Annotated in this window: 25 protein-coding genes and 1 tRNA gene; 21 read left to right on the forward strand and 5 right to left on the reverse strand. The window is 71.0% G+C overall.

The features are described from left to right. Nucleotides 1-85 precede the first annotated feature (85 nt). On the reverse strand, nt 86-262 hold the full coding sequence (locus ACIRA5_RS46080) for a hypothetical protein (RefSeq protein WP_403702325.1): 177 nt from the start codon (nt 260-262) through the stop codon (nt 86-88). A 129-nt stretch (nt 263-391) separates the two neighbouring features. Here ACIRA5_RS46080 and ACIRA5_RS46085 point away from each other — a divergent pair, with 129 nt between their 5' ends. The 6 genes from ACIRA5_RS46085 to ACIRA5_RS46110 all read left to right on the forward strand — a co-directional run bounded on the left by ACIRA5_RS46085 (nt 392) and on the right by ACIRA5_RS46110 (nt 5017). Then, nucleotides 392-544: a hypothetical protein gene (locus ACIRA5_RS46085; protein ID WP_403702327.1), complete on the forward strand. Its 153-nt coding sequence runs from the start codon at nt 392-394 to the stop codon at nt 542-544. A gap of 174 nt (nt 545-718) precedes the next feature. Further along, nucleotides 719-1396, forward strand: a complete 678-nt coding sequence (locus ACIRA5_RS46090; protein WP_403702330.1) for a hypothetical protein — start codon at nt 719-721, stop codon at nt 1394-1396. Between the two features lie 314 nt (nt 1397-1710). After that, a complete protein-coding gene (locus ACIRA5_RS46095; protein WP_403702378.1) occupies nt 1711-2196 on the forward strand; it encodes a GtrA family protein in 486 nt (161 codons plus the stop codon). 70 nt (nt 2197-2266) lie between these two features. After that, nucleotides 2267-3202, forward strand: coding sequence for a phosphorothioated DNA-binding restriction endonuclease (locus ACIRA5_RS46100; protein WP_403702333.1), 936 nt, complete (start codon nt 2267-2269; stop codon nt 3200-3202). Between the two features lie 58 nt (nt 3203-3260). Then, complete coding sequence (locus ACIRA5_RS46105; RefSeq protein ID WP_403702336.1) at nt 3261-3917, forward strand: RNA polymerase sigma factor; 657 nt, start codon at nt 3261-3263, stop codon at nt 3915-3917. Continuing rightward, a complete protein-coding gene (locus ACIRA5_RS46110) occupies nt 3914-5017 on the forward strand; it encodes a CU044_5270 family protein (RefSeq protein WP_403702339.1) in 1104 nt (367 codons plus the stop codon). The genes ACIRA5_RS46105 and ACIRA5_RS46110 overlap by 4 nt, the downstream gene beginning before the upstream one ends. A gap of 37 nt (nt 5018-5054) precedes the next feature. On the opposite strand, the gene ACIRA5_RS46115 is transcribed toward ACIRA5_RS46110, so the two are convergent. Together ACIRA5_RS46115 and ACIRA5_RS46120 are read right to left on the reverse strand one after the other, a co-directional pair. Then, complete coding sequence (locus ACIRA5_RS46115; protein WP_403702341.1) at nt 5055-7070, reverse strand: copper resistance CopC/CopD family protein; 2016 nt, start codon at nt 7068-7070, stop codon at nt 5055-5057. A gap of 81 nt (nt 7071-7151) precedes the next feature. Continuing rightward, nucleotides 7152-9902: a GNAT family N-acetyltransferase gene (locus tag ACIRA5_RS46120; protein WP_403702343.1), complete on the reverse strand. Its 2751-nt coding sequence runs from the start codon at nt 9900-9902 to the stop codon at nt 7152-7154. Nucleotides 9903-9980: 78 nt separating this feature from the next. Between ACIRA5_RS46120 and ACIRA5_RS46125 the strand changes: the two genes are divergently transcribed. From ACIRA5_RS46125 to ACIRA5_RS46145, 5 genes are all read left to right on the forward strand, one after another. After that, on the forward strand, nt 9981-10712 hold the full coding sequence (locus ACIRA5_RS46125; protein WP_403702346.1) for a siderophore-interacting protein: 732 nt from the start codon (nt 9981-9983) through the stop codon (nt 10710-10712). A 36-nt stretch (nt 10713-10748) separates the two neighbouring features. After that, nucleotides 10749-11333 carry an HhH-GPD-type base excision DNA repair protein gene (locus ACIRA5_RS46130; RefSeq protein ID WP_403702349.1) on the forward strand — a complete coding sequence of 195 codons (585 nt, stop codon included), beginning with the start codon at nt 10749-10751 and terminating at the stop codon, nt 11331-11333. A gap of 139 nt (nt 11334-11472) precedes the next feature. Then, entirely contained in the window at nt 11473-12117 is a 645-nt protein-coding gene (locus ACIRA5_RS46135) for an HdeD family acid-resistance protein (protein WP_403702351.1), read from the forward strand. A gap of 114 nt (nt 12118-12231) precedes the next feature. Further along, entirely contained in the window at nt 12232-12573 is a 342-nt protein-coding gene (locus ACIRA5_RS46140; RefSeq protein WP_403702354.1) for a hypothetical protein, read from the forward strand. 71 nt (nt 12574-12644) lie between these two features. Beyond that, nucleotides 12645-12791 (forward strand): hypothetical protein, encoded by a 147-nt coding sequence (locus ACIRA5_RS46145; protein WP_403702357.1) that lies wholly within the window; start codon nt 12645-12647, stop codon nt 12789-12791. A 136-nt stretch (nt 12792-12927) separates the two neighbouring features. On the opposite strand, the gene ACIRA5_RS46150 is transcribed toward ACIRA5_RS46145, so the two are convergent. After that, nucleotides 12928-14532, reverse strand: a complete 1605-nt coding sequence (locus ACIRA5_RS46150; RefSeq protein ID WP_403702360.1) for a helicase HerA-like domain-containing protein — start codon at nt 14530-14532, stop codon at nt 12928-12930. A gap of 105 nt (nt 14533-14637) precedes the next feature. Here ACIRA5_RS46150 and ACIRA5_RS46155 point away from each other — a divergent pair, with 105 nt between their 5' ends. Both ACIRA5_RS46155 and ACIRA5_RS46160 read left to right on the forward strand, forming a co-directional pair. After that, nucleotides 14638-14934: a type II toxin-antitoxin system VapB family antitoxin gene (locus ACIRA5_RS46155; protein WP_003999914.1), complete on the forward strand. Its 297-nt coding sequence runs from the start codon at nt 14638-14640 to the stop codon at nt 14932-14934. A 180-nt stretch (nt 14935-15114) separates the two neighbouring features. Next, entirely contained in the window at nt 15115-15759 is a 645-nt protein-coding gene (locus ACIRA5_RS46160; protein WP_403702381.1) for a LytR C-terminal domain-containing protein, read from the forward strand. Between the two features lie 221 nt (nt 15760-15980). Here ACIRA5_RS46160 and upp read toward each other — a convergent pair whose 3' ends face one another. After that, entirely contained in the window at nt 15981-16616 is a 636-nt protein-coding gene (upp, locus tag ACIRA5_RS46165) for a uracil phosphoribosyltransferase (protein WP_054235115.1), read from the reverse strand. Nucleotides 16617-16712: 96 nt separating this feature from the next. Here upp and ACIRA5_RS46170 point away from each other — a divergent pair, with 96 nt between their 5' ends. The 8 genes from ACIRA5_RS46170 to ACIRA5_RS46205 all read left to right on the forward strand — a co-directional run bounded on the left by ACIRA5_RS46170 (nt 16713) and on the right by ACIRA5_RS46205 (nt 21580). Then, on the forward strand, nt 16713-17006 hold the full coding sequence (locus ACIRA5_RS46170; RefSeq protein WP_403702362.1) for a hypothetical protein: 294 nt from the start codon (nt 16713-16715) through the stop codon (nt 17004-17006). Between the two features lie 299 nt (nt 17007-17305). Continuing rightward, entirely contained in the window at nt 17306-17851 is a 546-nt protein-coding gene (locus ACIRA5_RS46175; RefSeq protein ID WP_403702384.1) for a hypothetical protein, read from the forward strand. Between the two features lie 175 nt (nt 17852-18026). Continuing rightward, complete coding sequence (gene tadA / locus ACIRA5_RS46180; protein ID WP_352050509.1) at nt 18027-18458, forward strand: tRNA adenosine(34) deaminase TadA; 432 nt, start codon at nt 18027-18029, stop codon at nt 18456-18458. 62 nt (nt 18459-18520) lie between these two features. Further along, nucleotides 18521-18605 (forward strand) — tRNA-Ser (locus tag ACIRA5_RS46185). Between the two features lie 153 nt (nt 18606-18758). Continuing rightward, nucleotides 18759-18938 carry a hypothetical protein gene (locus tag ACIRA5_RS46190; RefSeq protein ID WP_067377012.1) on the forward strand — a complete coding sequence of 60 codons (180 nt, stop codon included), beginning with the start codon at nt 18759-18761 and terminating at the stop codon, nt 18936-18938. A 40-nt stretch (nt 18939-18978) separates the two neighbouring features. Continuing rightward, nucleotides 18979-19272 (forward strand): Dabb family protein, encoded by a 294-nt coding sequence (locus tag ACIRA5_RS46195; protein WP_403702365.1) that lies wholly within the window; start codon nt 18979-18981, stop codon nt 19270-19272. A gap of 345 nt (nt 19273-19617) precedes the next feature. Further along, nucleotides 19618-20427, forward strand: a complete 810-nt coding sequence (locus ACIRA5_RS46200; RefSeq protein ID WP_403702387.1) for an RNA polymerase sigma factor SigF — start codon at nt 19618-19620, stop codon at nt 20425-20427. 244 nt (nt 20428-20671) lie between these two features. After that, nucleotides 20672-21580 (forward strand): RNA polymerase sigma factor SigF, encoded by a 909-nt coding sequence (locus tag ACIRA5_RS46205; RefSeq protein ID WP_054235068.1) that lies wholly within the window; start codon nt 20672-20674, stop codon nt 21578-21580. Nucleotides 21581-21848 lie beyond the last annotated feature (268 nt).

The following is a 21848-nucleotide window of genomic DNA, read 5'->3' on the forward strand; positions in this document are numbered from 1 at the left end:
CACCGGGCACGATGTCGAAGGGCCCCACCGCTTGCGGTGGGGCCCTTCGACGTTGTCCGCCTCGGTCGTAGGCGTGTGGCGGGCGTCAGAAGTCGCCCGTGATCGGGCAGACCGATCGTGCGGCGCCGCGGCCGTGCGCGTGCTGGGGCCGACGTCGGTTCTCCCGGATGCGGACGTGTCCCGCGTCGAGGTCGATGTCCTCCCAGGGGAACCCGAGCGCCTCCCCTTGCCGAAGCCCAAGCCCGAGCCCGAGGGCGACCACCCAGTGCACTGTTGCCGAGCTCGGCCGCCTCGAGCCGCCTTCAACGTCGTCGGCCGGTGGCCGCAGACCCGGGCCGCGCCGCCGGTCCGGAAGAAGCTGTGGAGCCTCGTCTCCGCGGACGTCCGGAGCATGAAGGCGCGGCGAGCCCCGGCGAACTTCGCCGCGTTCGAGACCGGCACCGTCGTACCGTCCGGATCCACCACCAGCGCGCCCATGGCGACCTGGCAGATCGCCTCCACCATCCCCGGTATCCGTAACTGGATCACGCGCCAGTCCCGCTGAGCCCCGCCGGGCCTGCGCGTCGCGGACGTCTCGGTCATGCTCGGTGAGCGCTGTGCCGGCTTCCTCCTGGGGGGAGCCGATGCCCTGTCGCCTCGTCAACTCCCTGCGCCTACAGTCTCGTCGGAGTGACGGGCGAGCGGGGTGGGACGGGTGGGTATGGAGTCGGCGCAGCGTGTGATCCATCGGAGTGGGCTGTTCTCACGGCTGCTGGTCGCGCTGGTGGGCGTGGCGGTCCTGCTGCTCGGCTACAGCCTCTTCAGGGAGAACCTGCCGGCACGGCTGACCCATGACTGGCCCTGGAAGCTCAAACTGCTGGACATACAGAGCGCCGTCACGGCGGTGCTCGGTACGGGAGGAGCCGCGCTGGCCCGGGCCCAGTACGCGCGGACGGTGCGGCCCGCCATCGGATACGGGGCCCGCGTCGTCGCGAACACGGCTCCGCACGAGCGGCTGGCCTGGCTGTGCAAGCTCCTCAACGGCGGGCAGGAGGTGGCGATCACCGCGGACACCAGCTACTGGATCGAGTACACCTCCGCGGGACGCGCCGCCGGCGCCGTCGACTCGTCGGAGTGGACGGGCCAGCCGGAGGCGACAGCGGCGATGGTGAGTCGTGGGCTGGCGGAGCGCCAGGACTTCCAGCTGAACCTTGTCGGACGCGGATACCCCATCCCCGGGCAGGGGCAGGGGCAGCTGTTTCTGGGCTGGTTCACCGAGAAGGCCATGCGCGAGCTGGAGAGCGTGTACGTGCGGGTGCGGGTGGTGGACCGGGTCGGCGATGTCCACGAGCGCGTCGTCAACTTGCTGAAGGGCGCCGATCGTTCACCCACCCATCCGGACGCTTCCCCCTTCTGAGTACCCCGCTCTCCCCCGGGGCGGGGTAGAGCTAGCTACACCCCCGGTTCGGGAGTGCACCTCATCGTTTCGGCGCACGGACGACGGCATCGTTGAACCCAGCTGGTCCCAGAGGTTCACAGCTCCCCCGTCCGGAAGGAAAGCCCATGAACGCGCTGCTCTCGTCCAAGCCGGAGACGGAGACGGGCACGAAGACGGGCACGAAGACGGGCACGAAGACGGGCATGGAGACGGGCACGACGAGGGGCACGGAGACGGAGCCCGCGGTGCGGGGTGCGGAGCCGACCGGGACCGGCGCCTACGACGCCCGCCGGATACCGGCGGCCCCGGCCGCCGCCCTCGGTCCGCTCGCCTCCTTCGCCCGGTTCGTCCTCTGCGGCGGCGGCATCGGCGTCCTCTCCAGCTTCGCCGTCCCCCTCGTCGCCGGTCTGATGCCCTGGGCGGTGGCCAACGCGGTCATCACCGTCGCGTCGACCATCCTCTGCACCGAGCTGCACGCACGCTTCACCTTCGGCAGCGGGAAGCACGCCGGATGGCGCCAGCACGGGCAGTCCGCGGGATCGGCCGCGGCCGCCTACGCCGTCACCTCCGCCGCGATCCTCATCCTGCACACCCTCCAGACCTCCCCGGGCATGCTCACCGAACAGATCGTCTACCTCAGCGCCTCCGGCCTCGCCGGCATCGGACGCTTCCTCCTCCTGCGTCTCTACGTCTTCGCCGGCGGACGGACCAGGGCCACGGAGCCGGTACGGGTGAACAGCCCGGCACGCCGCTCGCACCGGGCCCTGGCATGGGCCTAGGCCAACCCGTCCGCCCTTCCCATCAAGCCACCAGTCCGATCACCCGACCGCACCCGTACGATCACCCGTCATGGAGGACTGGCTGGAGCGCGCGGCGAAGCTGAGGCAGTGGACCGGCAACGGGGTCCGCGCCCCGCACAAGCCCCTGCTCCTCCTCTACGCCCTCGGCCGGTTCCAGCGGGACGCCGGCGGCGAGTTGCGCTACAGCGCGGTCGAGGACGATCTCAAGCGGCTGCTGGCCGAGTACGGTCCGGCCCACCGGACGACACCGGCGTACCCCTTCCACCATCTGGTCGGCGACGGGGTGTGGGAGGTGCGGACCGATCGCGGACCCGGCAGCCCCGGCAGCGGGGTGCGGGAACTGCGGTCGACGGGCGCGGCGGGACGGCTGGCGCCGGACCTGCGGGCGGCGCTGCGACGCGATCCCGCGCTCCTCGGCCGGATGGCCCGGATCCTGCTCGACCTGCACTTCCCGCCCTCGCTCCACGACGAACTGTGCGAGGCCGTGGGCCTGGAGTGGGAGTGGGAGCCGGAGGGGTCGGTGCACCTGCCGGGCGCGGGGCCGCGGGACCGGCGCCGGCGCGACGGGCGGATGCGGGAGCTGGTCCTGACGGCGTACGAGTACCAGTGCGCGTTCTGCGGGTACGACGGCCGGATCGGGGCGGTGCCGGTCGGGCTGGAGGCCGCGCATGTGCGCTGGTGGGCGTTCGACGGGCCGGACGACATCGACAACGGTCTGTGCCTGTGCTCGCTGCACCACAAGCTGTTCGACAAGGGCGTCCTCGGTATCGGGGACGGGCACCGCGTCCTGGTGTCGCAGCGCTTCGTCGGACGGAGCCTGGTGGCCCGCGACCATGTCATCGCGCTGGCGGGCCGTCCGCTGACCGGTCCCCAGCCGGGCACCGCGCCCGTCGCCGCGCACCACCGGACCTGGCACACCCGGCAGGTGTTCCACGGAGCTCCGCGCCCTGCCGCGCCGGTCCCCACCGCACACGGAGAGGTGTGACGCAGGTCACGGGAAGTCGGTGCCGGGTGCCGGACAGCTCATAGGGGTGAGCATTGATATGCGTACCCGGGTACGGGCCGGGGAATCGAGCGCCTTCGCGGAGCTCTTCGACAGTTATGCGCGCGCGGTCTACAACCATGCCTTCCGGCTGACCGCCGACTGGTCGACGGCCGAGGACGTGATGGCCGCGACCTTCCTGGAGGCATGGCGGCTGCGTGACCGGGTCGATCCCGAGGGCGGCTCGCTGCGGCCCTGGCTGCTGGGCATCGCCACCAACACCGCGCGCAACCAGTACCGGAGCAACCGGCGTTACCGGCAGGCGGCCCAGGCCGCCGCCGCGGCCGAGCTGTCGGTGCCCGACCACGCCGAGGACGTGGCAGGGCGGGTCGACGACCGGGGCCGCCTGGCGACCGCCCTCGCCGCCCTCGCGACGCTGCGTCCCCCGGAGCGCGAGGTCATCGCGCTCTGCCTTGGGGAGGGCCTGGACTACGAGGCCGCGGCCGAGGCGCTGGGGATTCCGGTCGGCACGGTCGCCTCCCGGCTCTCCCGCGCCCGCAAGAAGCTGCGCACCCTCACCGACCCCGGACCGGCGCGCCAAGAACCCGAACCGCCGCTGAAAAAAGTTCGCGGAAGACGGGAAGGCAGCCGCCGCGCCCGACAGATAACAGGCGATCGCACCCAAGTGATCCGGCCCGCGCAGGAAGGAAACCGATGAACGCGAACACGCCCCGGCAGAGTCCGGCCGAGCAGGACGAGAGCGCCCAGCAGCTCCTGTCCCGCACGGCGCGCGACCTCCCGGCGGGCCGTCACCAGTTCCACAAGGAGCGCCTGATGGCCCAGATTCACCAGATCCAGCAGGAAGAGCGCACGGCGGCCGCGGAGGCGGTGGCCCCGGCGCGGACCCGGCGCTTCCGGCTGCCGCGTCCGGCAATCATGCTGCCCGCGCTGGCCGCCGCCCTGGCCGGTACGGTCGTCGCCGTAGTGGCGATGAACGACGGCGGCGGGGTCCGGGACGGCGGCGTCGCCACCGGACCCGCCCTCACCACCCACATCGGTGCCGCGACCACCAAGGACGTCCCCCAGTTGCTGGGCCAGATCTCACTGGCGGCGGCCGAGACCGAGGGAAGCCACCCGGCCGTCAAGCCCGGCCAGTACGTCTACATAGAGTCCAAGACGGCCGACACCTTCGTGAAGACCGTCGACGACAAGAGCAGCCTCGCCAGCCACGCGCTGCACACCCGCAAATTCTGGCAGTCCCCCGACGGCACCAAGGGCTGGCTGATCGACCCGGCCTCCAGCGACGACCCCGCGGGGGAGACCCTGAGCCTGCCCGACGAGCAGGGGAACACCCTGGTCGGCAGCCTGAACCACCCCACGTACGACTACCTGGCCAAGCTGACCGCCGACCCCGACCGGCTCCTGGCCGCGATCTACAAGGAGACCAAGGGCCACGGCAACTCACCCGACCAGGAGGCGTTCACCACCATCGGCGACCTGCTCGGCGAGAGCTATCCCCCGGCGCATCTCTACCCGGTGCTGTTCAAGGCCGCAGCGAAGATCCCCGGTGTCGTCGTCGTCGACGACGCGGTGGACGCGGTGGGCCGGCAGGGGGTCGCGGTGGCGCGCCTGGACGAGACCAGTGGTCGGCGCGAGGAGTGGATCTTCGACAAGAAGACCCATGTCTTCCTGGGCGAGCGCTCGGTCCAGGTGAAGCAGGGCACCGGCGAGGACGCCCTGATGACGCCCGGCACCGTGACCTTCACCAGCGCGATCCTCAAGCGGGCCGTCGTCGACGGCATGAAGCAGACCCCGTGAGCCGATACAGACCCCTTGAGCCGATGCGGTCGTCCCGTCAGCCGATCTTCACGGTCTTCGACACCGTGACCTGGTCGATGTCGGTGGTGCGGACGGTGGCCTTCATGGTCCAGGTGCCGGCCACCGGGAGGGTGACGCCGTCCGCGGTCCAGTAGCCGCCCTTGTCCGTCAGGCCGGCGTCGATCGGGCCGATCTGCTGGGATTCCAGAGTGAAGGTGAGGCGCAGTTCGGGCACGGTGGCGAAGCCGCCGTCGGAGCCGTAGATCACGGCCTGCACGGAGTTCTCGCCCACCCGGCTCGGTGTCAGTTGGATCTGCACCTTGCCGTGTCCGCCCTGCGTGCCGATGTCGAACGGAATCGTCGTCGTCGAGGCCGTGGTCTCTCCGGCGGCCGCGGCGGCGGAGGCCGCCGCGGCCTCGGTGGCCGCGCGGCCCGGCTGGGTACCGGTGAGCAGGGTGGTGATCACCAGCACGACGATGCCGACGACGACCTCGACCAGCACCGAACGGCGCAACGCCCGCCGGTACCGGTCGGCCTCGTCGGAGGCCGTGCCCGAGGCCTTGTCGGAGATCTTGCCCGAGCGCTTGTCGCAAGCCTTGTCCGAGGGCGCGTGATCCGGATCCGGTGCGCCGTCGTCCGATTCACCGTCGTCCGATTCACCCTCGTCCGAGGGGCCGCCGTCCGAGGGAGCACCGTCCGACGGGCCGTCCGCCCTCCCGACCCGTACGTCGGTGGGGGCGGCCGAGGCCCCCACCGTCTGCGGCACCCGCTCCTCCACCAGCACCGCCGCCGCTGTCCGTGCCTCCTCCGCCGCGAGCATCAGCCGCCCGGTCCAGCGCCGTGAGGCCCCCGCCCCCGCCAGCAGCACCAGCACCGCCACCAGCTTGGCGAGGAGGAGCCTGCCGTACGAGGTGGAGGTCAGCGCGTCCCAGGAGCCGAGGCCGCGCCAGGACTGGTAGACGCCGGTGACGACCAGGACGCTGACCGAGGCGAGGGCGAGGCGCGAGAAGCGGTTGACGACGGCCGCGGGGAGCGGCTCGGCCGACCGGTACAGCGCGGTGAGCAGGGCAGCGAGGCCGCCCAGCCAGACCGCCATCGACAGCAGGTGCAGTACGGAGGAGACCATCGCCACGGGGACCTGGATCCCGGCGGACGCGTGCTCGGCGACGGCCCAGGTGACGGCGAGGGAGACGGTGAGCAGCCCGCCGAGCGCGAGGACGAGCCGTCCCCGCGTCTGCTCGCGTACCGGATAGAACACCGCCGCCCCGAGCAGCACCAGCCGTGCCAGCAGGGCCAGTCCCGGCCTGCTGGTCAGGGTCTCGCTGAGGACGGACGGGTCGAAGGCGTCCGCCGGTCCGCTGCCGCGCTCGTAGGGTCCGCGCAGGAGCAGCAGCGCGACGGTGGACCCGGCCAGGATCCACCAGCCGGTGAGGAGCAGCCGCCGCACCGGGCCCGGGAACCCGCAGACCAGGACGAAGGTGGCCGCGCCGATGAGGAGGGCCAGACCGCCGTACGCCAAGTAGCGGGCGGCGTCGTAGAGCGTGCCCGCGACGGTGTTCCCGGAGGAGTCCACGGGAACGGGCGGGGCGGTCGCGGAGGGTTTGCCGATGGAGAAGGTGAAGGCGCCGGAGACCGGGTGGCTGTCGGCCGAGACGACCCGCCAGGCCACCGTGAAGGTGCCGGTACCCAGGCCCTTGGGCAGGGTCACACGGGCGGTGTCGGAACGGTCGCCCGCGTGCCCCGGATCACCGGTGTGCACGCGTCGGTTGTCCGGGTCGAGCACGCGGAAGGAGTCGTCGAGGAGCCCGATGGACTCGCTGAAGGACAGCGTCACCTCGGTGGGCGCCGTCTTCAGCACGCTGCCGTCCTGCGGATCGGTGCCGGTCAGCGCGGCGTGGGCGGACGCGCCGCCGACACCGCCGAACAGCACCAGGACCAGCACGGTGCCCAGCAGTGCCAGCCCCTGGGCGATCCGCCGTCGCTCCCGCTGTCCGCCTCCACGTCCGCTCACACGCCGTCTCCGTCGTCTCCGTCGTCTCTGCGGTCTCCGCATTCCGGTCCGCACTTCCAGAGTCACGGATACGTACGGCCGAATCCGGCGCCGTGCTCACTCCCCCGGCGAGGAACCCACCGATCAGCCCACTGGGGAACCCGGCGAGGAAGTCTCTGGGAGGGCCGTCGCCCGCGTCAGAAAGGCCAGCCGGGCCCGCTTCTCGGGCAAGTAGACCCCGGGAAGGTCGATTTCGGGAAGCACGATCTCCGGGCCGGCTACGAAGCCCTGTCGGACCAGACGCGCGATCGCCTTCTCGTTGCGCGCGTCGGGTTCGGCCACGACCCGCTGCCGGTCGAGGCCGACCAGCACGTACCGGGTGAACGCGGTCAGCAGCGCGGACGACCAGCCCGGCCGGCCACCCCCGGACCCCGCGGGGCCGATCAGCAGGTGGACGCCGATGTCGCCGGGTTCGACGGCGTAGCACTCGCTGACCCGGTCGGCCTCGGGCTCGTACGTCTGGAAGAGCGCGGCGGGCTCGCCGTCCTTGACCGCGAGGAAGGCGTGGTGGGTGTCGAGGGAGTCCAGATGGACGTACGTCTCCAGCACCTCCTGTTTCGTGAGTCCGTTCATGCCCCAGAACACGGCACGCTCCTCGCTCACCCAGCGGTGGATGACATCCAGGTCGGCGTGCGGGTCGACGGGCAGGAGGCGCACGGTCCCGAAGCCGTCGATGTTCTGCTCGTGCACGGCCTCGCGGTCGGCGGCGTACGGCTCACTGCTCATGGTGTCCTCAACCTTCTCTGTCTCCTGCTCCGGTGTCAGCCGGCTCCAGTCGGTGCTGACCGGGACCAGTTCTCCCTTGAGCCACAAGGGGAGTTGGTCGCGGTGGTGGGCCGAGCCCGGGACGCCCGAGGCGCCGAAGGGGACCACCCAGAGGCTCTGGTCGCGGTCGGCGAGGTCCCAGACGTAACGGGCCGCCGGGCCGCGCGCGCTCAGGTCGGTCAGGCCGGGGACCGCCGAGGTGCACAGCACGCAGTCGTGGTCTCCGGAGAGACCCGGTTCGTCGTACGAGGTGGTCGGGAGCGCGCGCCAGGGCGCGAGCCGGTGGGTGTCGCCCCAGACGCCGAGCGGCCCGGCGGCCGCCTCCTCGACGGCCTCGCGGACGAGGGCGGCGCGATCGATGCCGTACAGCTCCTCGGTCTTCAGCAGGTGTTCGAGGGCGAAGGCGACACGGGGGAGGAGGGCGAGCCAGGGGCGGAAGACCTCGGGGTACGCGGGCGGGTCGGCCAGCGCGGCGAAGGCGGGGTGCGCGGCGAGCCGCCGTACGACCGCGCCGCGCACCGCGGAGTAGGCGGCCGCCGCCATGCCGTCGGCCGTCATCCGGCGGTCCCAGCCGAGCAGCCGGTCGCGCAGGGCGGTCGCCTCGATGCTGAGTCCGCCGAGCGCGGCGAGGTGGTCCAACAGGGGCGCGGCGGAGGCGAGATGGGTGTCCATGTGGATGTCCGCCATGTCCTGGGCCGACCACTTCGACCGTTCGTCGAGGAGCTGCCGGATCCGGGCGGCCCGGTGGATCGCGGCGAACTCGACACCGAGCGGGCCGGCGGGGCCGCGCTGGTTCGCCATCACGGCGACGCCGTCCTCGACCGTGCCGTACGGCATCTCGTGCCAGCCCCGCCATTCGTGCCCAGGCTCCCAGGCGGCGACGATCCGGGTGCGGTTGTCCGCGCCGCGGAGCGGGACCCGGCCGGCGACCCGGTGCAGTACGCCGCCCTCGGTGTCGGCGGCCTGGACGACGTTCACGGGCTCGGCCCAGTGGTCGAACGCCCGGTCGACGTCGGCGACTTCGCGGGCCCGGAGGAGCGGGAGGAGCGCGCTGAAGCCGAGGTCTTCGGTGACGCGGGGCGGGTAGCGGAGGCTGATGGCTTCGACGCCCTCGGTCTGTTCCGCTCCGCCGATCACGACCGGTCCGCGCGGGGTCTCGACGACCTCGACCTCGACGGGTTCACCGCCCGCCACCTCGACCGTCTCCACGTGCCGGGCGACGGCCCGCCACTCCCCGTCGGGGTCGAGCGCCTCCCATTCCTCCGGTCGCTCCGGTCCTTCCGGTCCCTGGGGCCCGACGCGTCGCAGTCGTTCCCGGTACAGGTCCTGGTAGTCGGCCATCGCGTTGGTGATGGCCCAGGCGACCGTGCCGGTGTGGGCGAAGTGGGCGATGCCCGGGACGCCGGGGACGGCGAGGCCGACGACGTCGAACTCGGGGCAGGAGAGGTGGATCTGCTGGTAGACGCCGGGGTCCTCGATGAAGCGGTGGGGGTCGCCCGCGATGACCGGGCGACCGGTGCCGGTCCGCTCGCCCGTGACGAGCCAGCCGTTGCTGCCGGAGGTGCCGGGACCGTCGGCGGCGAAGAGGTCCACGGCCTCCGGTCCGATCCGGCGGACGACCTCCTCCCTCCACAGCTTGGCGGGGAAACCGGCGAAGAGGATGTGCGCGCCGAGCCAGACGCCGAGCGGGGTCCAGGGCTCCCAGCGCCCCGGGGCGAGCCCGGTCTCCGCGAACTCCGGTGTGCGCCGGCCGCCTTCGGCCAGCCCCTCGTTGACCCCGACGACGTACGCCACGACCCAGTCGGCGGTCTCCGGATCCCGTCCCTCCAGCGCCGCGAAGCAACGTCTCGCGGTGTCGTCGAGCCGGGCCCGGCGTGCGAACCGGTCCCAGTCGACGGCCTCGGCTCCGAGGAACGCGGCGGAGGTGCCCTGCGCGCGGTGCCGTTCGACCTCCAGTTGCCAGGCACGGTCGAGGGCGGTGACACGGCCCTGGGCGCGGGCGAGGGCGCGGGCGTCGGTGGCGCGCAGGTGGGGGATCCCCCAAGGGTCACGGTAGAGCTCGGCGGTCACAATCCATCCCCACTTTTGTCAGGTTAGGCTAACCTAACTTTCGCTGTGGCGAAATCGTACGCGAGGGGCGGAGGGCCGATGGGCCAGGGGCACGGCTGGGAAGGCGCGGTACTCAAGCTGCTGCGCGGCAAGGACTTCGAGTTCACGGTGACCGGAGCCGAAGACATCACCCCGCGCTACCGGCGCCTGCGCCTGACCGACGGCGGCATGCTCGCGGCGACCGGGGTGCACCCGACCATGTGGGTCCGACTGTGGTTCGACAACGCGGTCAAGCCGCACCAGCGGGCATACACCCTGGTCGACCCCGACCCCGCGAACGGCACCTTCGGGCTGGAGTTCGCGCTGCACGAGGGGCGCGCGAGCGACTGGGCGCGGGCGGCGCAGCCCGGGGACACCATCGCGGCCACGGTCCACGGCACCGCGTTCACGGACCCGGACCCGGACCCGGCCCCGTCCCACGTCTTCGCCGTCGCCGACTCGGCCTCCCTCCCCGCCCTCAACTCCCTCCTGGGCGCGATGGGTACGGCCCCGGCGACGATCTGGTTCGAGACGGACCACGGCACGGACGGGCTCCCGCTGCGCACCCGCCCCTCACTTCACGACCTGCGCCCGGTCCCGCGCCGGGGCGCCCCGCTCGTCACCTGGGTCAAGGAGTCCCTCCCCGACCTCCTCAAGGACCAGCCCGCCCCCTACGTCTGGATCGCCTGCGACACCACCACGACCCGCGCCCTGACGACGTACGTCCGCAAGGAACTCTCCGTCCCGAGGCAACGGGTGAACGCGATGGGCTACTGGCGCACGGCGGCCTGAGAGGCGTTCCGCACCCTCACGCGGGATCATCGAGGCATGGACGTCAGCCTTCACATCGCCCAGGATCCCGAAGCGGACGCGTTGCTCAGCCGCAGTCCCCTCGCCGCCCTGACCGGGATGCTGCTGGACCAGCAGGTGCCGATGGAGTGGGCGTTCAAGGGACCGCGCACGATCGCCTCGCGCATGGCGGCGGACGAGTTGGACGCACACGAGATCGCCGCGTACGACCCGGAGAAGTTCGCCGCGCTGCTCACGGCGAAGCCGGCCGTGCATCGCTATCCCGGGTCCATGGCCAAGCGGATCCAGCAGCTGTGCCAGTACCTCGTGGAGCACTACGACGGGGACGCGGCCAAGGTCTGGGACGGCGTCAAGAGCGGCGAGGAGCTGCTGCGGCGGCTCAAGGAACTGCCCGGGTTCGGCGCCCAGAAGGCCCAGATCTTCCTGGCCCTGCTCGGCAAGCAGTTCGGTGTGCGGCCCAAGGGCTGGCGCGAGGCGGCGGGGGCGTACGGCGAGCCGGACTCCTTCCGCTCCGTCGCCGACATCACCGGGCCGGAGTCCCTGGCGAAGGTCCGCGCCCACAAACAGGAAATGAAGGCCCAGGCGAAGGCCTCCGGCAAGTAGCGCACCACTACCCGCGCCCCGCCGCGGCGCTCCTGAGGGGCACGGGGAACTGCGCGGGGGGCAGGCGCGGCGGGGGCGTGGGTCCGTCGGATGGGTCACCGCGGTGGCAGAGCGGCCCCACGCGGCCAAAGCATGAAACATGAGCGAGGTACCGAACGCCCCCCACCAAGGCCCGCAGTACGACGACCGCCACGTCCACGACCGCGAGCCACGCGTCACCCCCGAAGGACCCCTGCACTTCATCGCCCGCAGCGCCTGGCAAGCCGTCCTGCTCGCCGGCATCGCGGCCTTCGTCCTGGGCGTGCTGGTGCTGGTCTGGCCGGGCGCCTCCCTGCTGGCCGCAGGCGTGCTCTTCGGCCTCTACCTGCTCTTCAGCGGCGTACTCCAGCTCGTCGCCGCGTTCGGCACCCACGTCGCGACCTCGCTGCGCGTCATGGCCTTCATCAGCGGCGCCCTCTCGATCCTGCTCGGCCTGTTCTGCTTCCGCGGCCCGATGCAGTCGACCCTCCTGCTCGCCCTGTGGATCGGCATCGGCTGGCTGTTCCGCGGCATCACCCAGACCCTGGCCGCCGCGTCCGACCCGACCGTGCCGGCCCGCGGCTGGCAGATCTTCCTCGGGATCGTCAGTTTCCTCGCGGGGATCGTCCTCATCGTGTCCCCGTTCACCTCGGTCGCCGTCCTCACCCTCGTCGGCGGCTGCTGGCTCATCGCGGTCGGCGTCACGGAAATCGTCACGTCGTTCGTGATCCGCGGCCGGGTCAAGCACATCCCCGCCGTCGTCTGACCGCACGCCGAGTCCACGCCGTACGTCAACTCCGCGCCTCTCCCGTAGCCCATGAGGGCGGATCTCGGCGCCGACCCGATGAACCACCCACTCCGGATGGGGACACGACCTCCTATGAGCTCCTCTCCGCACCGCCGGCCGCGCCCGCCGCACCGGCACGCGTGGATGCGGGTTCTCACGCTCCTCGTCGTCACGATCCTCGCGGCGGGCGCCCACGTCGACGCCCTCGCCCCGACCGCCGTCGTGGCCTCCGCCGAAGCGGGCTGCGGCGCCGAACACGACGTACTCGACACGGCCCTTCGCCCGCCCGCCCGGCAGGACCACCGCCCCCTCGCCCCGCTGCACCCCGCGCCGACCGCTCCCGACTGCCCGGAGCCGGCGCCCCGCCCCCGTCACGTACCGCCGTCGCACTCCCGCACGCTGCACGCCCTGCGCTCCGTGGTCCTGCGCTGCTGACAGGCCCGGCCCGGCCTCCGGACCGTCCCCACCAGCCAGTCAGTGAACCAAGCGAACGCAAGGACACAGCCATGCCCACCGACCCGTACGCGGTCCTGCGCGCCCTCCTGCGCGCGGAAGCCGTCCGCAACACGCCCAAGCCGCAGCCCGAGCCCAGGCCCGCACCGGACGCCCGGCAGATGCAGGCGCCCCCGCCCAAGGAGCACGGAAACAGCTAGGGGAACGGTGAGGCGACCGTCCCGCCCGTGGGCGGGGCGGTCGCCTCACCGCCTGACGGATGACAACTGACAACTGACAACTGACAGACATCAAAAACTGACCACCAACCACCGGCTACCGGCTACCGGCTACCGGCTACCGCCTGCGCCGAGCCGTCCCGAAGAGGGAGCGGGTGATCTCCCTGCCGATCTGCGTGCCCATCGACCGTGCCAGGGACTTGAAGATCCCGCTGCCGACGACCTGTTCGACGACCGAGGGTTCCTCCTTCGCCCGGCCACCGCCCTTCGCGGGCGCCCGCCCGGCCTCCGCGGCCCCCTGGGCGGCGGCCTGCGCGGCTGCCGCGTCCCGCGCCGCGAGCTTCTCGTACGCGGACTCGCGGTCGACCGCCTGCGCGTAACGCCCGTACAGCGGGGACGCCTGCACCGCCCGGTCCAGCGCGGCCGGATCGACAGGGCCCATCAGGGACTGCGGGGCCCGCAGCCGGGTCGCCGCGACCGGCGTCGGCGCGCCCTTCTCGCTCAGCACGGTCACCACGGCCTCACCGGTGCCGATGCCGGTGAGGACCTCCTCCAGGTCGTACGCGGAGTTGGGGAAGGTCTTCACCGTGGCCTTCAGCGCTTTCTGGTCGTCCGGGGTGAACGCGCGCAACGCGTGCTGGACGCGGTTGCCGAGCTGCGCGAGGACGTCGGACGGCACGTCCTTCGGGGTCTGCGTCACGAAGAAGACACCGACCCCCTTCGAACGAATGAGCCGCACGGTCTGGGTGATCGACTCCAGGAAGGCCTTCGACGCGCCGGTGAAGAGCAGGTGCGCCTCGTCGAAGAAGAAGACCAGTTTCGGCTTGTCGATGTCGCCGACCTCCGGCAGGTCGTGGAAGAGATCGGCGAGCATCCACATCAGGAAGGTCGAAAAGAGCTGCGGTTTGTCCTGGACCTCGGGGAGTTCGAGGACGGACACCGTCCCGCGCCCGTCCGACGCCGTCCGCAGCAGCTCGCTCGTGTCGAACTCCGGCTCCCCGAAGAACGGGCTCATGCCCTGCGCCTCGAAGGCGGTCAGGGAGCGCAGGATCACACCCGCCGTCGCGGGCGACAGTCCACCGATGCCCTTCAGCTCCGCCTTGCCCTCGTCCGAGGTCAAGAAGGTGACGACGGCCCGCAGGTCCTTGAGGTCGAACAGTTCAAGACCCTTCTGGTCGGCGTAGTGGAAGATCAGGCCGAGCGACTGCTCCTGGGTCTGGTTCAGCTGGAGCACCTTGGAGAGCAGCACCGGGCCGAAGCTGGTGACGGTCGCCCGTACGGGGATGCCCTTGCCCATGCCGCCGAGCGCGTAGAACTCGGCCGGGCAGGCGGTCGGCGTCCACTCCTGGTGCACCTCCTGGGCACGTGCCAGCACCTTGTCGTTCGACACGCCCGGCGCCGAGATCCCGGAGACATCACCCTTGATGTCGGCGAGGAACACCGGCACGCCCTGCGCGGACAACTGTTCGGCAATCAGCTGCAGCGTCTTGGTCTTGCCGGTGCCGGTGGCTCCGGCGACCAGCCCGTGCCGGTTGAGCACGGGCAGCGGAATGCGGATCCGGGCGTCCGGCAGACACCTCCCGTCCCAGATCAGGGCACCCAGGTCGAGCGCGGGTCCGGCGAACGCGTAACCGGAGGCGATCTCCAGGGCCTCCTGGGGGAGCCCGCGGGCGCCGCTCACACCTTCGGGTGCCACCACGGGAGGTGCTTCGCTGTCGCTCATATCAGGCCCCTGTTCCCGATTTGCACTGATTTACGGCGTCTTTTCCAGCGTCGCACTACGTCGCCATGGCTGCGCCCGGAAGGTCTGGGCCGGTAGGCTTTCCGTGTGATCTTCAAGCGCATCGGAAACGGACGGCCGTACCCCGACCACGGCCGGGAAAGCACCCGGCAGTGGGCGGATGTCGCGCCGCGCCCGGTCCGCCTCGATCAGCTCGTGACGACCAAGGGCCAGTTGGACCTGGAGACCCTCCTCGCCGAGGACTCCACGTTCTACGGAGACCTGTTCGCGCACGTAGTGAAGTGGCAGGGCGACCTGTACCTCGAGGACGGCCTGCACCGCGCCGTACGCGCCGCGCTGCAACAGCGCCAGGTGCTCCACGCACGCGTGCTCGAACTCGACTGACTCGATCGAGATGAACTCGGCCGGGACCGGGCGCCTGGGACGCGAGGGCCTCCTTGAGGCCCAAGATCCTCGCTCGTTGACCCTTTTGGGTTGGACTGAACCTCGTCCGATGATCATTTAGTAGGAATCACCGCCGCGGCACACTACGCTGCGCCCATGAGCATGCTCACTCCCCCTGGCATGGGCGGCCAGTACCGGATCACGGGGGACAAATACCCACGGATGCGCCGACCCCGGGGGCGTCGCAGGCTCGTGTTCCTGGTCATCGCCTCCGTCACCGCGCTCGGGCTGATCGGGTGGGGAACCCTGCAGCTCATCGACGTCTTCACGGGCAAGGGCGACAAGGCCACAGCCGCCGGTACGAAGGGCGACTGCACGTCCAAGACCGGCCCGTCGACCAAGGCGAGCACGGCGTCCACGACGTCCACCGCCGCCGGGACACTGCCCAGGCCCGGGCAGATCACCGTCAACGTCCTCAACGCCACGCCGCGCAGCGGGCTCGCCAAGCAGACGGCGGACGAGCTGAAGAAGCGCGGGTTCCGCATCGGCGACGTGGGCAACGCGACGGCCGCGTACGACAAGAAGGTCAACGGCGCCGGGATACTGCTCGGCGCCAAGGGGGCCGCACAGGCGGCGCTGCCGGTGCTGGGCACGCAGTTGTCCGGCGCCGAGGTGAAGACGGACGGCCGCGCCCAGGCCGACCGGGTCGACCTGATCATCGGCAACGCCTTCAAGAGCCTCACGAAGAAGGAGGACGCCGACAAGGCCCTGGCCACCCTGTCCGGGCCCCGGCCGGCCGCGTCCGCCTCTCCGAAGAGCTGCTGAACGGCGAAGGCTGTCGGCAGCCCCGTAGGGACCGCAGACAGCCTTCGTGAGACCGCTGATCGTTCGGAGCCGACCGCTACCCCGGAACCCCTGGACGGCCCCGGCAAGGCCGCTGAGGGCCCGAGGGGCGATCGCAGGCCCCGTAGGGCCGCGACGGTCCCGTAGGGCCGTGGCAGGTCCCGCGCAGATGCGGGAACCAGGTCCCGCGCAGGTGCCGGACCCTACTCGGCCGCCCCGTACATCCGGTCCCCCGCGTCGCCCAGCCCCGGCACGATGTAACCGTGCTCGTTGAGCCGTTCGTCGACCGACGCGGTCACGACCGTCACCGGCGTGCCCGCCAGCTCGCGCTCCATGACCTCGACGCCCTCCGGGGCGGCGAGCAGCACCACGGCGGTGACGTCGTCGGCGCCGCGCTTGATCAGCTCCTGGATCGCCGCGACGAGCGTGCCGCCGGTTGCCAGCATCGGGTCGAGGACGTACACCTGGCGCCCTGAGAGGTCGTCCGGCATCCGGGTCGCGTACGTGGACGCCTGGAGCGTCTCCTCGTCGCGCACCATGCCCAGGAAGCCCACCTCGGCGGTCGGCAGCAGCCGCACCATGCCGTCGAGCATGCCGAGGCCCGCGCGCAGGATCGGCACGACCAGCGGGCGCGGGTAGGACAGCTTGACGCCCGTGGTGGGGGCGACCGGGGTCACGATGTCGACCTGCTCGGTGCGCACGTCGCGGGTGGCCTCGTAGGCGAGCAGGGTGACCAGCTCGTCGGCGAGCCGCCGGAAGGTCGCGGAGTCGGTGCGCCGGTCGCGCAGGGTGGTGAGCTTATGGGCGACCAGGGGGTGGTCGACGACGTGGAGACGCATGCCCATAACAGTAGCCGTGCCCCCGTGTCCCTCGCGCTGGCATCAAACCGCCCGTCAGAGGGAAGGCGGTAGGGACGTACCTGGGGTGGTGGGCCTATGCCGGACCGGGAAAAGGAGTCCCCGGAGCAGCTGGACCGACGCGGACGAGCCGAGGGGGCCGAACGGGCGGATGGGGCCGATGGGGCCGAACGGACGGGACGACTTCGCCGCGTCGAACCATCCGAACGGGCCGAACAATCCGCACGGTCCGAACGGATCGGGCAGCCGGAGACGGACGCCGAGCGCCGGCGGCGCCGGGCCCAGTTCCTCCGGGATCTCACCGAGGCGCGCGAGCTGCGCGACCGCGTCCAGCCCCGCCGCGCCAAGGTCGCCCGCACCTTCCGTTGGTAGCTCCTTTGGCAGCTCCTCCAGTGGCTCCTTTGGTAGTCCTTTGGTAGTCCTTCAGTAGCTCCTTGGTGTCCCGCCCACGCCGTGAGGGCGGGGACATGCACACACGACGCCGAGGGCCGCGTACGATCCGCTGTTAGCGATCAAAAGAGGCAGACACAGCAGGCCGAAGACGTCCCCTGAACGCTCTGTTTCTGCCACGATTCCGAGTGGGTGGGGTCTCGGAGCAGCACTCCCCGCCCAATCGACCTCCGCCGGGGGGACCCCCAACCGGCACGCCTATGACCAGTGGGAGAGTCACGGTGTACTTCGCCGCACTGCTCGCGCGCACCGAAGACGGGTGGGAAGCGAGCGACACAGAGCTCGACGATGTGGAGACCCTGTCGGATCTGACCGATCTGGCCCGTGAAGCCTCGGAGGAGGACACGGTGCTCGTACTCATCGAGCAGGAGGACGCGTGGTTCGGCGTCGTCCGCGTGGACGGTGAGGAGGACCCTCGCATCTACGTCTCGGACGCCGCAGCCGCTGCCCGCAGCTCGTACGGCGAGATCCTGCTCACGGACGAACTACTAGGACGGGATCCCGGCGACGACGACGCCGACCTGGATTCCCTCGACCTGGACGGCACCGAGGACGGTGAACCCGACGACGCAGACGACTCCGAGGACGACGAGGAGGAGGAGAGCGTCTCCGGCGAGATCGTCTCGCACAGCCCCGTCGGGGACCGCGAGATCCTCGCCGACCTCGGTGTGAGCGAGAAGGAACTGCTCGCCCTGGACGAAGGCGACGCGCTCAGCACGATCGCCGAAGCCCTGGGAGCGGCAGAGGTCCTGGAGACCGTCCGCTAGGGCCTGATCCGCCGGACGGGCCCCAGGACCCGATCCGGAAGGCAGGGCCCGGCTCCCGCGGTTCCGGGGGAGGCGGTTTCCCTGGCGAGCCCGATAGATTTCCCGGGTGAGCCCGACAAAAGAGACCTTTCCAGCAGATCCGGCAGATCCGGTACGCGACCGCTGGCGGGCCGCGATGCGGCTCGCCCTGGACGAGGCCCACCGGGCCGTCCAGGGCGGGGATGTTCCCGTCGGCGCCGTCGTGCTGTCCACGGACGGTACGACGGTGCTCGCGACCGCACACAACGAGCGCGAGGCCACGGGCGATCCGACGGCGCACGCCGAGGTGCTCGCGATCCGCGGGGCCGCCCAGCGGCTCGGCGAGTGGCGGCTGGCCGGCTGCACGCTCGTCGTCACTCTGGAGCCCTGCACGATGTGCGCGGGCGCGCTCGTCCAGTCCCGGGTGGACCGGGTCGTCTACGGCGCCCGCGACGAGAAGGCGGGCGCGGTCGGTTCCGTCTGGGACCTCGTACGCGACCGCCGGCTCAACCACCGCCCCGAGGTGATCGGGGGCGTACTCGAGGACGAGTGCGCGAGTCTGCTCACGCGTTTCTTCCGCGACCGCTGACTCCATGGGGCGGCGGGAAACGGATTTCAGACCACGGCCCACCTTGGGGTAGGGTCTCCCTCGGTAGCGTGTCCGAGCGGCCGAAGGAGCTCGCCTCGAAAGCGAGTGTGGCGCAAGTCACCGAGGGTTCAAATCCCTCCGCTACCGCTTGAGAAGGGCCCCGTCGCAAGACGGGGCCCTTCGTGCGTACGGCAAAGGACCTCGGCCAGCGGGCCGTTGGTCCAAAAAAGTGGGGTGAAGGTTACACTCGCCGCCGGCACACGGGGCCCAGTGGGCGCAGCAGTCACAGGGGAGGCCGCGATGGCGGTGAATTCGAAGAAGATCGCCGTCTACATACTCGTGGTCTTCGCGCTCTACGTGATCATCACGGATCCGGCGAAGGCGGCCGATTACGTCCAGATAGGGTTCGAGGGCATTTCGACCGCCGCCCGGTCCATCGGCGACTTCATGACGTGGATCGCCGACGGGGCCAAGAACTGATCGGCCGCCCCCGCACGGCCCGTACCACCAGGGAGTACCCGTGATCCGCCATCTGGTCCTCTTCAAGCTCAACGAAGGCGTCGAGCGTGACGACCCCCGCGTCGTCGCGGGCGTGGCCGCCTTCCGCCCGCTCGGCGACCAGATCCCCGAGCTGCGGTTCTGGGAGTGCGGCTGGAACATCACCGACCGGCCCGTCGCGTACGACTTCGCGATCAACTCCGCGGTCGACGACACCGACGCCCTGAAGCGGTACTTGGAGCATCCGGCGCACCAGGCGGGCGTCGCGCTGTGGCGCGAGTTCGCGACCTGGGTGATCGCCGACTATCCGTTCTGAACCGATCCGAGCCGACACGCTCTGGGCCCCTCGCCGGAATCCGGCGGGGGCTTTTGCGTTTCGTATGCCCCAACTCTCCCTAAATCCTGTTCAACACGGGGTTATACGGTGCTTGCACACAGTGCACATGTCTTGTGATGCTATGACCGCTTTTGACGGATGAGTTGATGGATCTGACGGATCATAGAGGTGGAGTTGACCGTGCCGGCCAGTACTGCGCCTCAAGCACCGCCACAGGAAATCCCCAAGGAACACATCGCCACGGAACCCCTCGCCCAGGAACGTGTCACCTCGGAACGTGTCACCTCGGAACGCGCCGCCACGGAACCCCTCACCCCGGAGCACATCGCCCACGAACGCGTCACCCCCGAGCAGGCCACCCCTGAGCGACGCCGCGGCGCCGACACCCGGGCCCTCACCCAGCTGCTCTTCGGCCAGCTCAAGACGCTGGAGCCGGGCACCACGGAGCACGACCGCGTACGCGGGGCGCTCATCGAGGCGAACCTGCCGCTCGTGCGGTACGCGGCCGCCCGCTTCCGCTCCCGCAACGAGCCGATGGAGGACGTGGTCCAGGTCGGCACCATCGGCCTGATCAACGCGATCGACCGCTTCGACCCCGACCGGGGCGTGCAGTTCCCGACCTTCGCGATGCCGACCGTCGTCGGCGAGATCAAGCGGTACTTCCGCGACAACGTCCGCACCGTCCACGTACCCCGCCGGCTGCACGAGCTGTGGGTGCAGGTGAACAGCGCGACGGAGGACCTGACGACGGCCTTCGGGCGCTCCCCGTCGACCGCGGAGATCGCCGAGCGGCTGCGCATCACCGAGGAGGAGGTGCTGTCCTGCATCGAGGCCGGACGCTCGTACCACGCGACCTCCCTCGAAGCCGCCCAGGAGGGTGACGGGCTGCCCGGACTGCTCGACCGGCTCGGCTACGAGGACCCGGCCCTCGACGGGGTCGAACACCGCGACCTCGTCCGCCATCTCCTCGTACAACTGCCCGAGCGCGAGCAGCGGATCCTTCTCCTTCGCTACTACAGCAATCTGACGCAGTCGCAGATCAGTGCCGAGCTGGGAGTCTCCCAGATGCATGTGTCAAGGCTACTCGCCCGGAGCTTCGCACGACTTCGATCCGCAAACAGGATCGAGGCGTAACCGGCAAGAGCGAATCGCTCAACGTCCCCTTTTCCGACAGTTCAGCGTCGAAAAACTGCCAGACCCCCCTTTTCCAGGGCCGATTCACCCCCTCCATGTCGACATGTCACTACAGCGTGTTGCCGACATGTGACATTCTGCCGGAAGAGCGTTTGGCGCAGCCCCGCCTCCGGTATTCAGGTGGAGGCTGCGTTCCTCCGACGGGAGCGTCCGCCGCTACCGTCCGCGACCCAAAGGGGGTGGCATGTCCGCAGACCAGGGCAGCTCGAAGGTGCTCACGCTCACGAAGAGCGAATCCGCGCCCGACGCGCTTCACGATGTCCCGGCCCTCCCGGCCCCCGATGCCGCTCCGGCCCTCGAAGCCGTCCCGGCGGCCCCCGAGACATCGGGAGCCATCGACACCCGCACCCTGTCCCGCTCCCTGTTCCTGCGGCTCGCCGCACTCGGCGAGAACAGCCCCGAGCGTGCCTACGTCCGGGACACTCTCATCGAGCTCAACCTCCCGCTCGTGCGGTACGCGGCGGCCCGCTTCCGCTCCCGCAACGAGCCGATGGAGGACATCGTCCAGGTCGGCACCATCGGCCTGATCAAGGCGATCGACCGCTTCGACTGCGAACGCGGTGTGGAGTTCCCGACGTTCGCGATGCCGACGGTCGTGGGCGAGATCAAGCGGTTCTTCCGTGACACCTCGTGGTCCGTCCGCGTCCCGCGGCGCCTCCAGGAGCTGCGCCTGGCCCTCACCAAGGCCAGCGACGAGCTCTCCCAGAAGCTCGACCGCTCGCCGACCGTCGCCGAGCTCGCCGCGGTCCTGGGCGTGTCGGAGGAGGACGTCGTCGACGGCCTCGCGGTCGGCAACGCCTACACGGCCTCCTCCCTCGACTCCCCGGCCCCCGAGGACGACGGCGGCGAGGGCTCCCTCGCGGACCGCCTCGGCTACGAGGACACGGCCCTGGAGGGCGTCGAGTACCGCGAGTCGCTGAAGCCGCTGCTCGCCAAACTCCCGCCTCGCGAGCGCCGGATCATCATGCTGCGCTTCTTCGCCAACATGACCCAGTCGCAGATCGGCGAGGAGGTCGGCATCTCGCAGATGCACGTCTCCCGCCTCCTCACCCGCACCCTGGCCCAGCTCCGCGAGGGCCTGATCTCCGACTGAGACCTCCCGCGCTCACCCCTTCATAATTGACGGATCGTCAGCCACACTGGCGCGATGCGTCGAGCGACTTGGCTCCATGGCCGTGGGGGGGGGCGGGGGGGGGGGCGCCCCCCGGGGGGGGGGGGGGGGGGGGGGGGGGGGCGCGCCCGCGCGGGGGGGGGGGGGGGGGGGGGGGGGGGGGGGGGGGGGGCCCGCCCCCCCCCCCCCGGGCCCCGGGAGGGAACCGGCGGACGGTGGGTGCTGGAGCGGGCCTTCTAGAGCAGGCCCA

Source organism: Streptomyces sp. NPDC096311 (genome assembly GCF_044763085.1).
GTDB lineage: Bacteria > Actinomycetota > Actinomycetes > Streptomycetales > Streptomycetaceae > Streptomyces.

Coding starts and splice junctions, on each gene's coding strand:
- ACIRA5_RS46145 (WP_403702357.1), top strand. CDS start 12,645: ATGCCCACCGACCCGTACGCGGTCCTGCGCGCCCTCCTGCGCGCGGAA.
- ACIRA5_RS46100 (WP_403702333.1), top strand. CDS start 2,267: ATGGAGGACTGGCTGGAGCGCGCGGCGAAGCTGAGGCAGTGGACCGGC.
- ACIRA5_RS46125 (WP_403702346.1), top strand. CDS start 9,981: ATGGGCCAGGGGCACGGCTGGGAAGGCGCGGTACTCAAGCTGCTGCGC.
- ACIRA5_RS46105 (WP_403702336.1), top strand. CDS start 3,261: ATGCGTACCCGGGTACGGGCCGGGGAATCGAGCGCCTTCGCGGAGCTC.
- ACIRA5_RS46190 (WP_067377012.1), top strand. CDS start 18,759: ATGGCGGTGAATTCGAAGAAGATCGCCGTCTACATACTCGTGGTCTTC.
- ACIRA5_RS46140 (WP_403702354.1), top strand. CDS start 12,232: ATGAGCTCCTCTCCGCACCGCCGGCCGCGCCCGCCGCACCGGCACGCG.
- tadA (WP_352050509.1), top strand. CDS start 18,027: ATGCGGCTCGCCCTGGACGAGGCCCACCGGGCCGTCCAGGGCGGGGAT.
- ACIRA5_RS46085 (WP_403702327.1), top strand. CDS start 392: ATGAAGGCGCGGCGAGCCCCGGCGAACTTCGCCGCGTTCGAGACCGGC.
- ACIRA5_RS46115 (WP_403702341.1), bottom strand. CDS start 7,070: ATGCGGAGACCGCAGAGACGACGGAGACGACGGAGACGGCGTGTGAGC.
- ACIRA5_RS46130 (WP_403702349.1), top strand. CDS start 10,749: ATGGACGTCAGCCTTCACATCGCCCAGGATCCCGAAGCGGACGCGTTG.
- ACIRA5_RS46135 (WP_403702351.1), top strand. CDS start 11,473: ATGAGCGAGGTACCGAACGCCCCCCACCAAGGCCCGCAGTACGACGAC.
- upp (WP_054235115.1), bottom strand. CDS start 16,616: ATGCGTCTCCACGTCGTCGACCACCCCCTGGTCGCCCATAAGCTCACC.
- ACIRA5_RS46160 (WP_403702381.1), top strand. CDS start 15,115: ATGGGCGGCCAGTACCGGATCACGGGGGACAAATACCCACGGATGCGC.
- ACIRA5_RS46150 (WP_403702360.1), bottom strand. CDS start 14,532: ATGAGCGACAGCGAAGCACCTCCCGTGGTGGCACCCGAAGGTGTGAGC.
- ACIRA5_RS46110 (WP_403702339.1), top strand. CDS start 3,914: ATGAACGCGAACACGCCCCGGCAGAGTCCGGCCGAGCAGGACGAGAGC.
- ACIRA5_RS46205 (WP_054235068.1), top strand. CDS start 20,672: ATGTCCGCAGACCAGGGCAGCTCGAAGGTGCTCACGCTCACGAAGAGC.
- ACIRA5_RS46170 (WP_403702362.1), top strand. CDS start 16,713: ATGCCGGACCGGGAAAAGGAGTCCCCGGAGCAGCTGGACCGACGCGGA.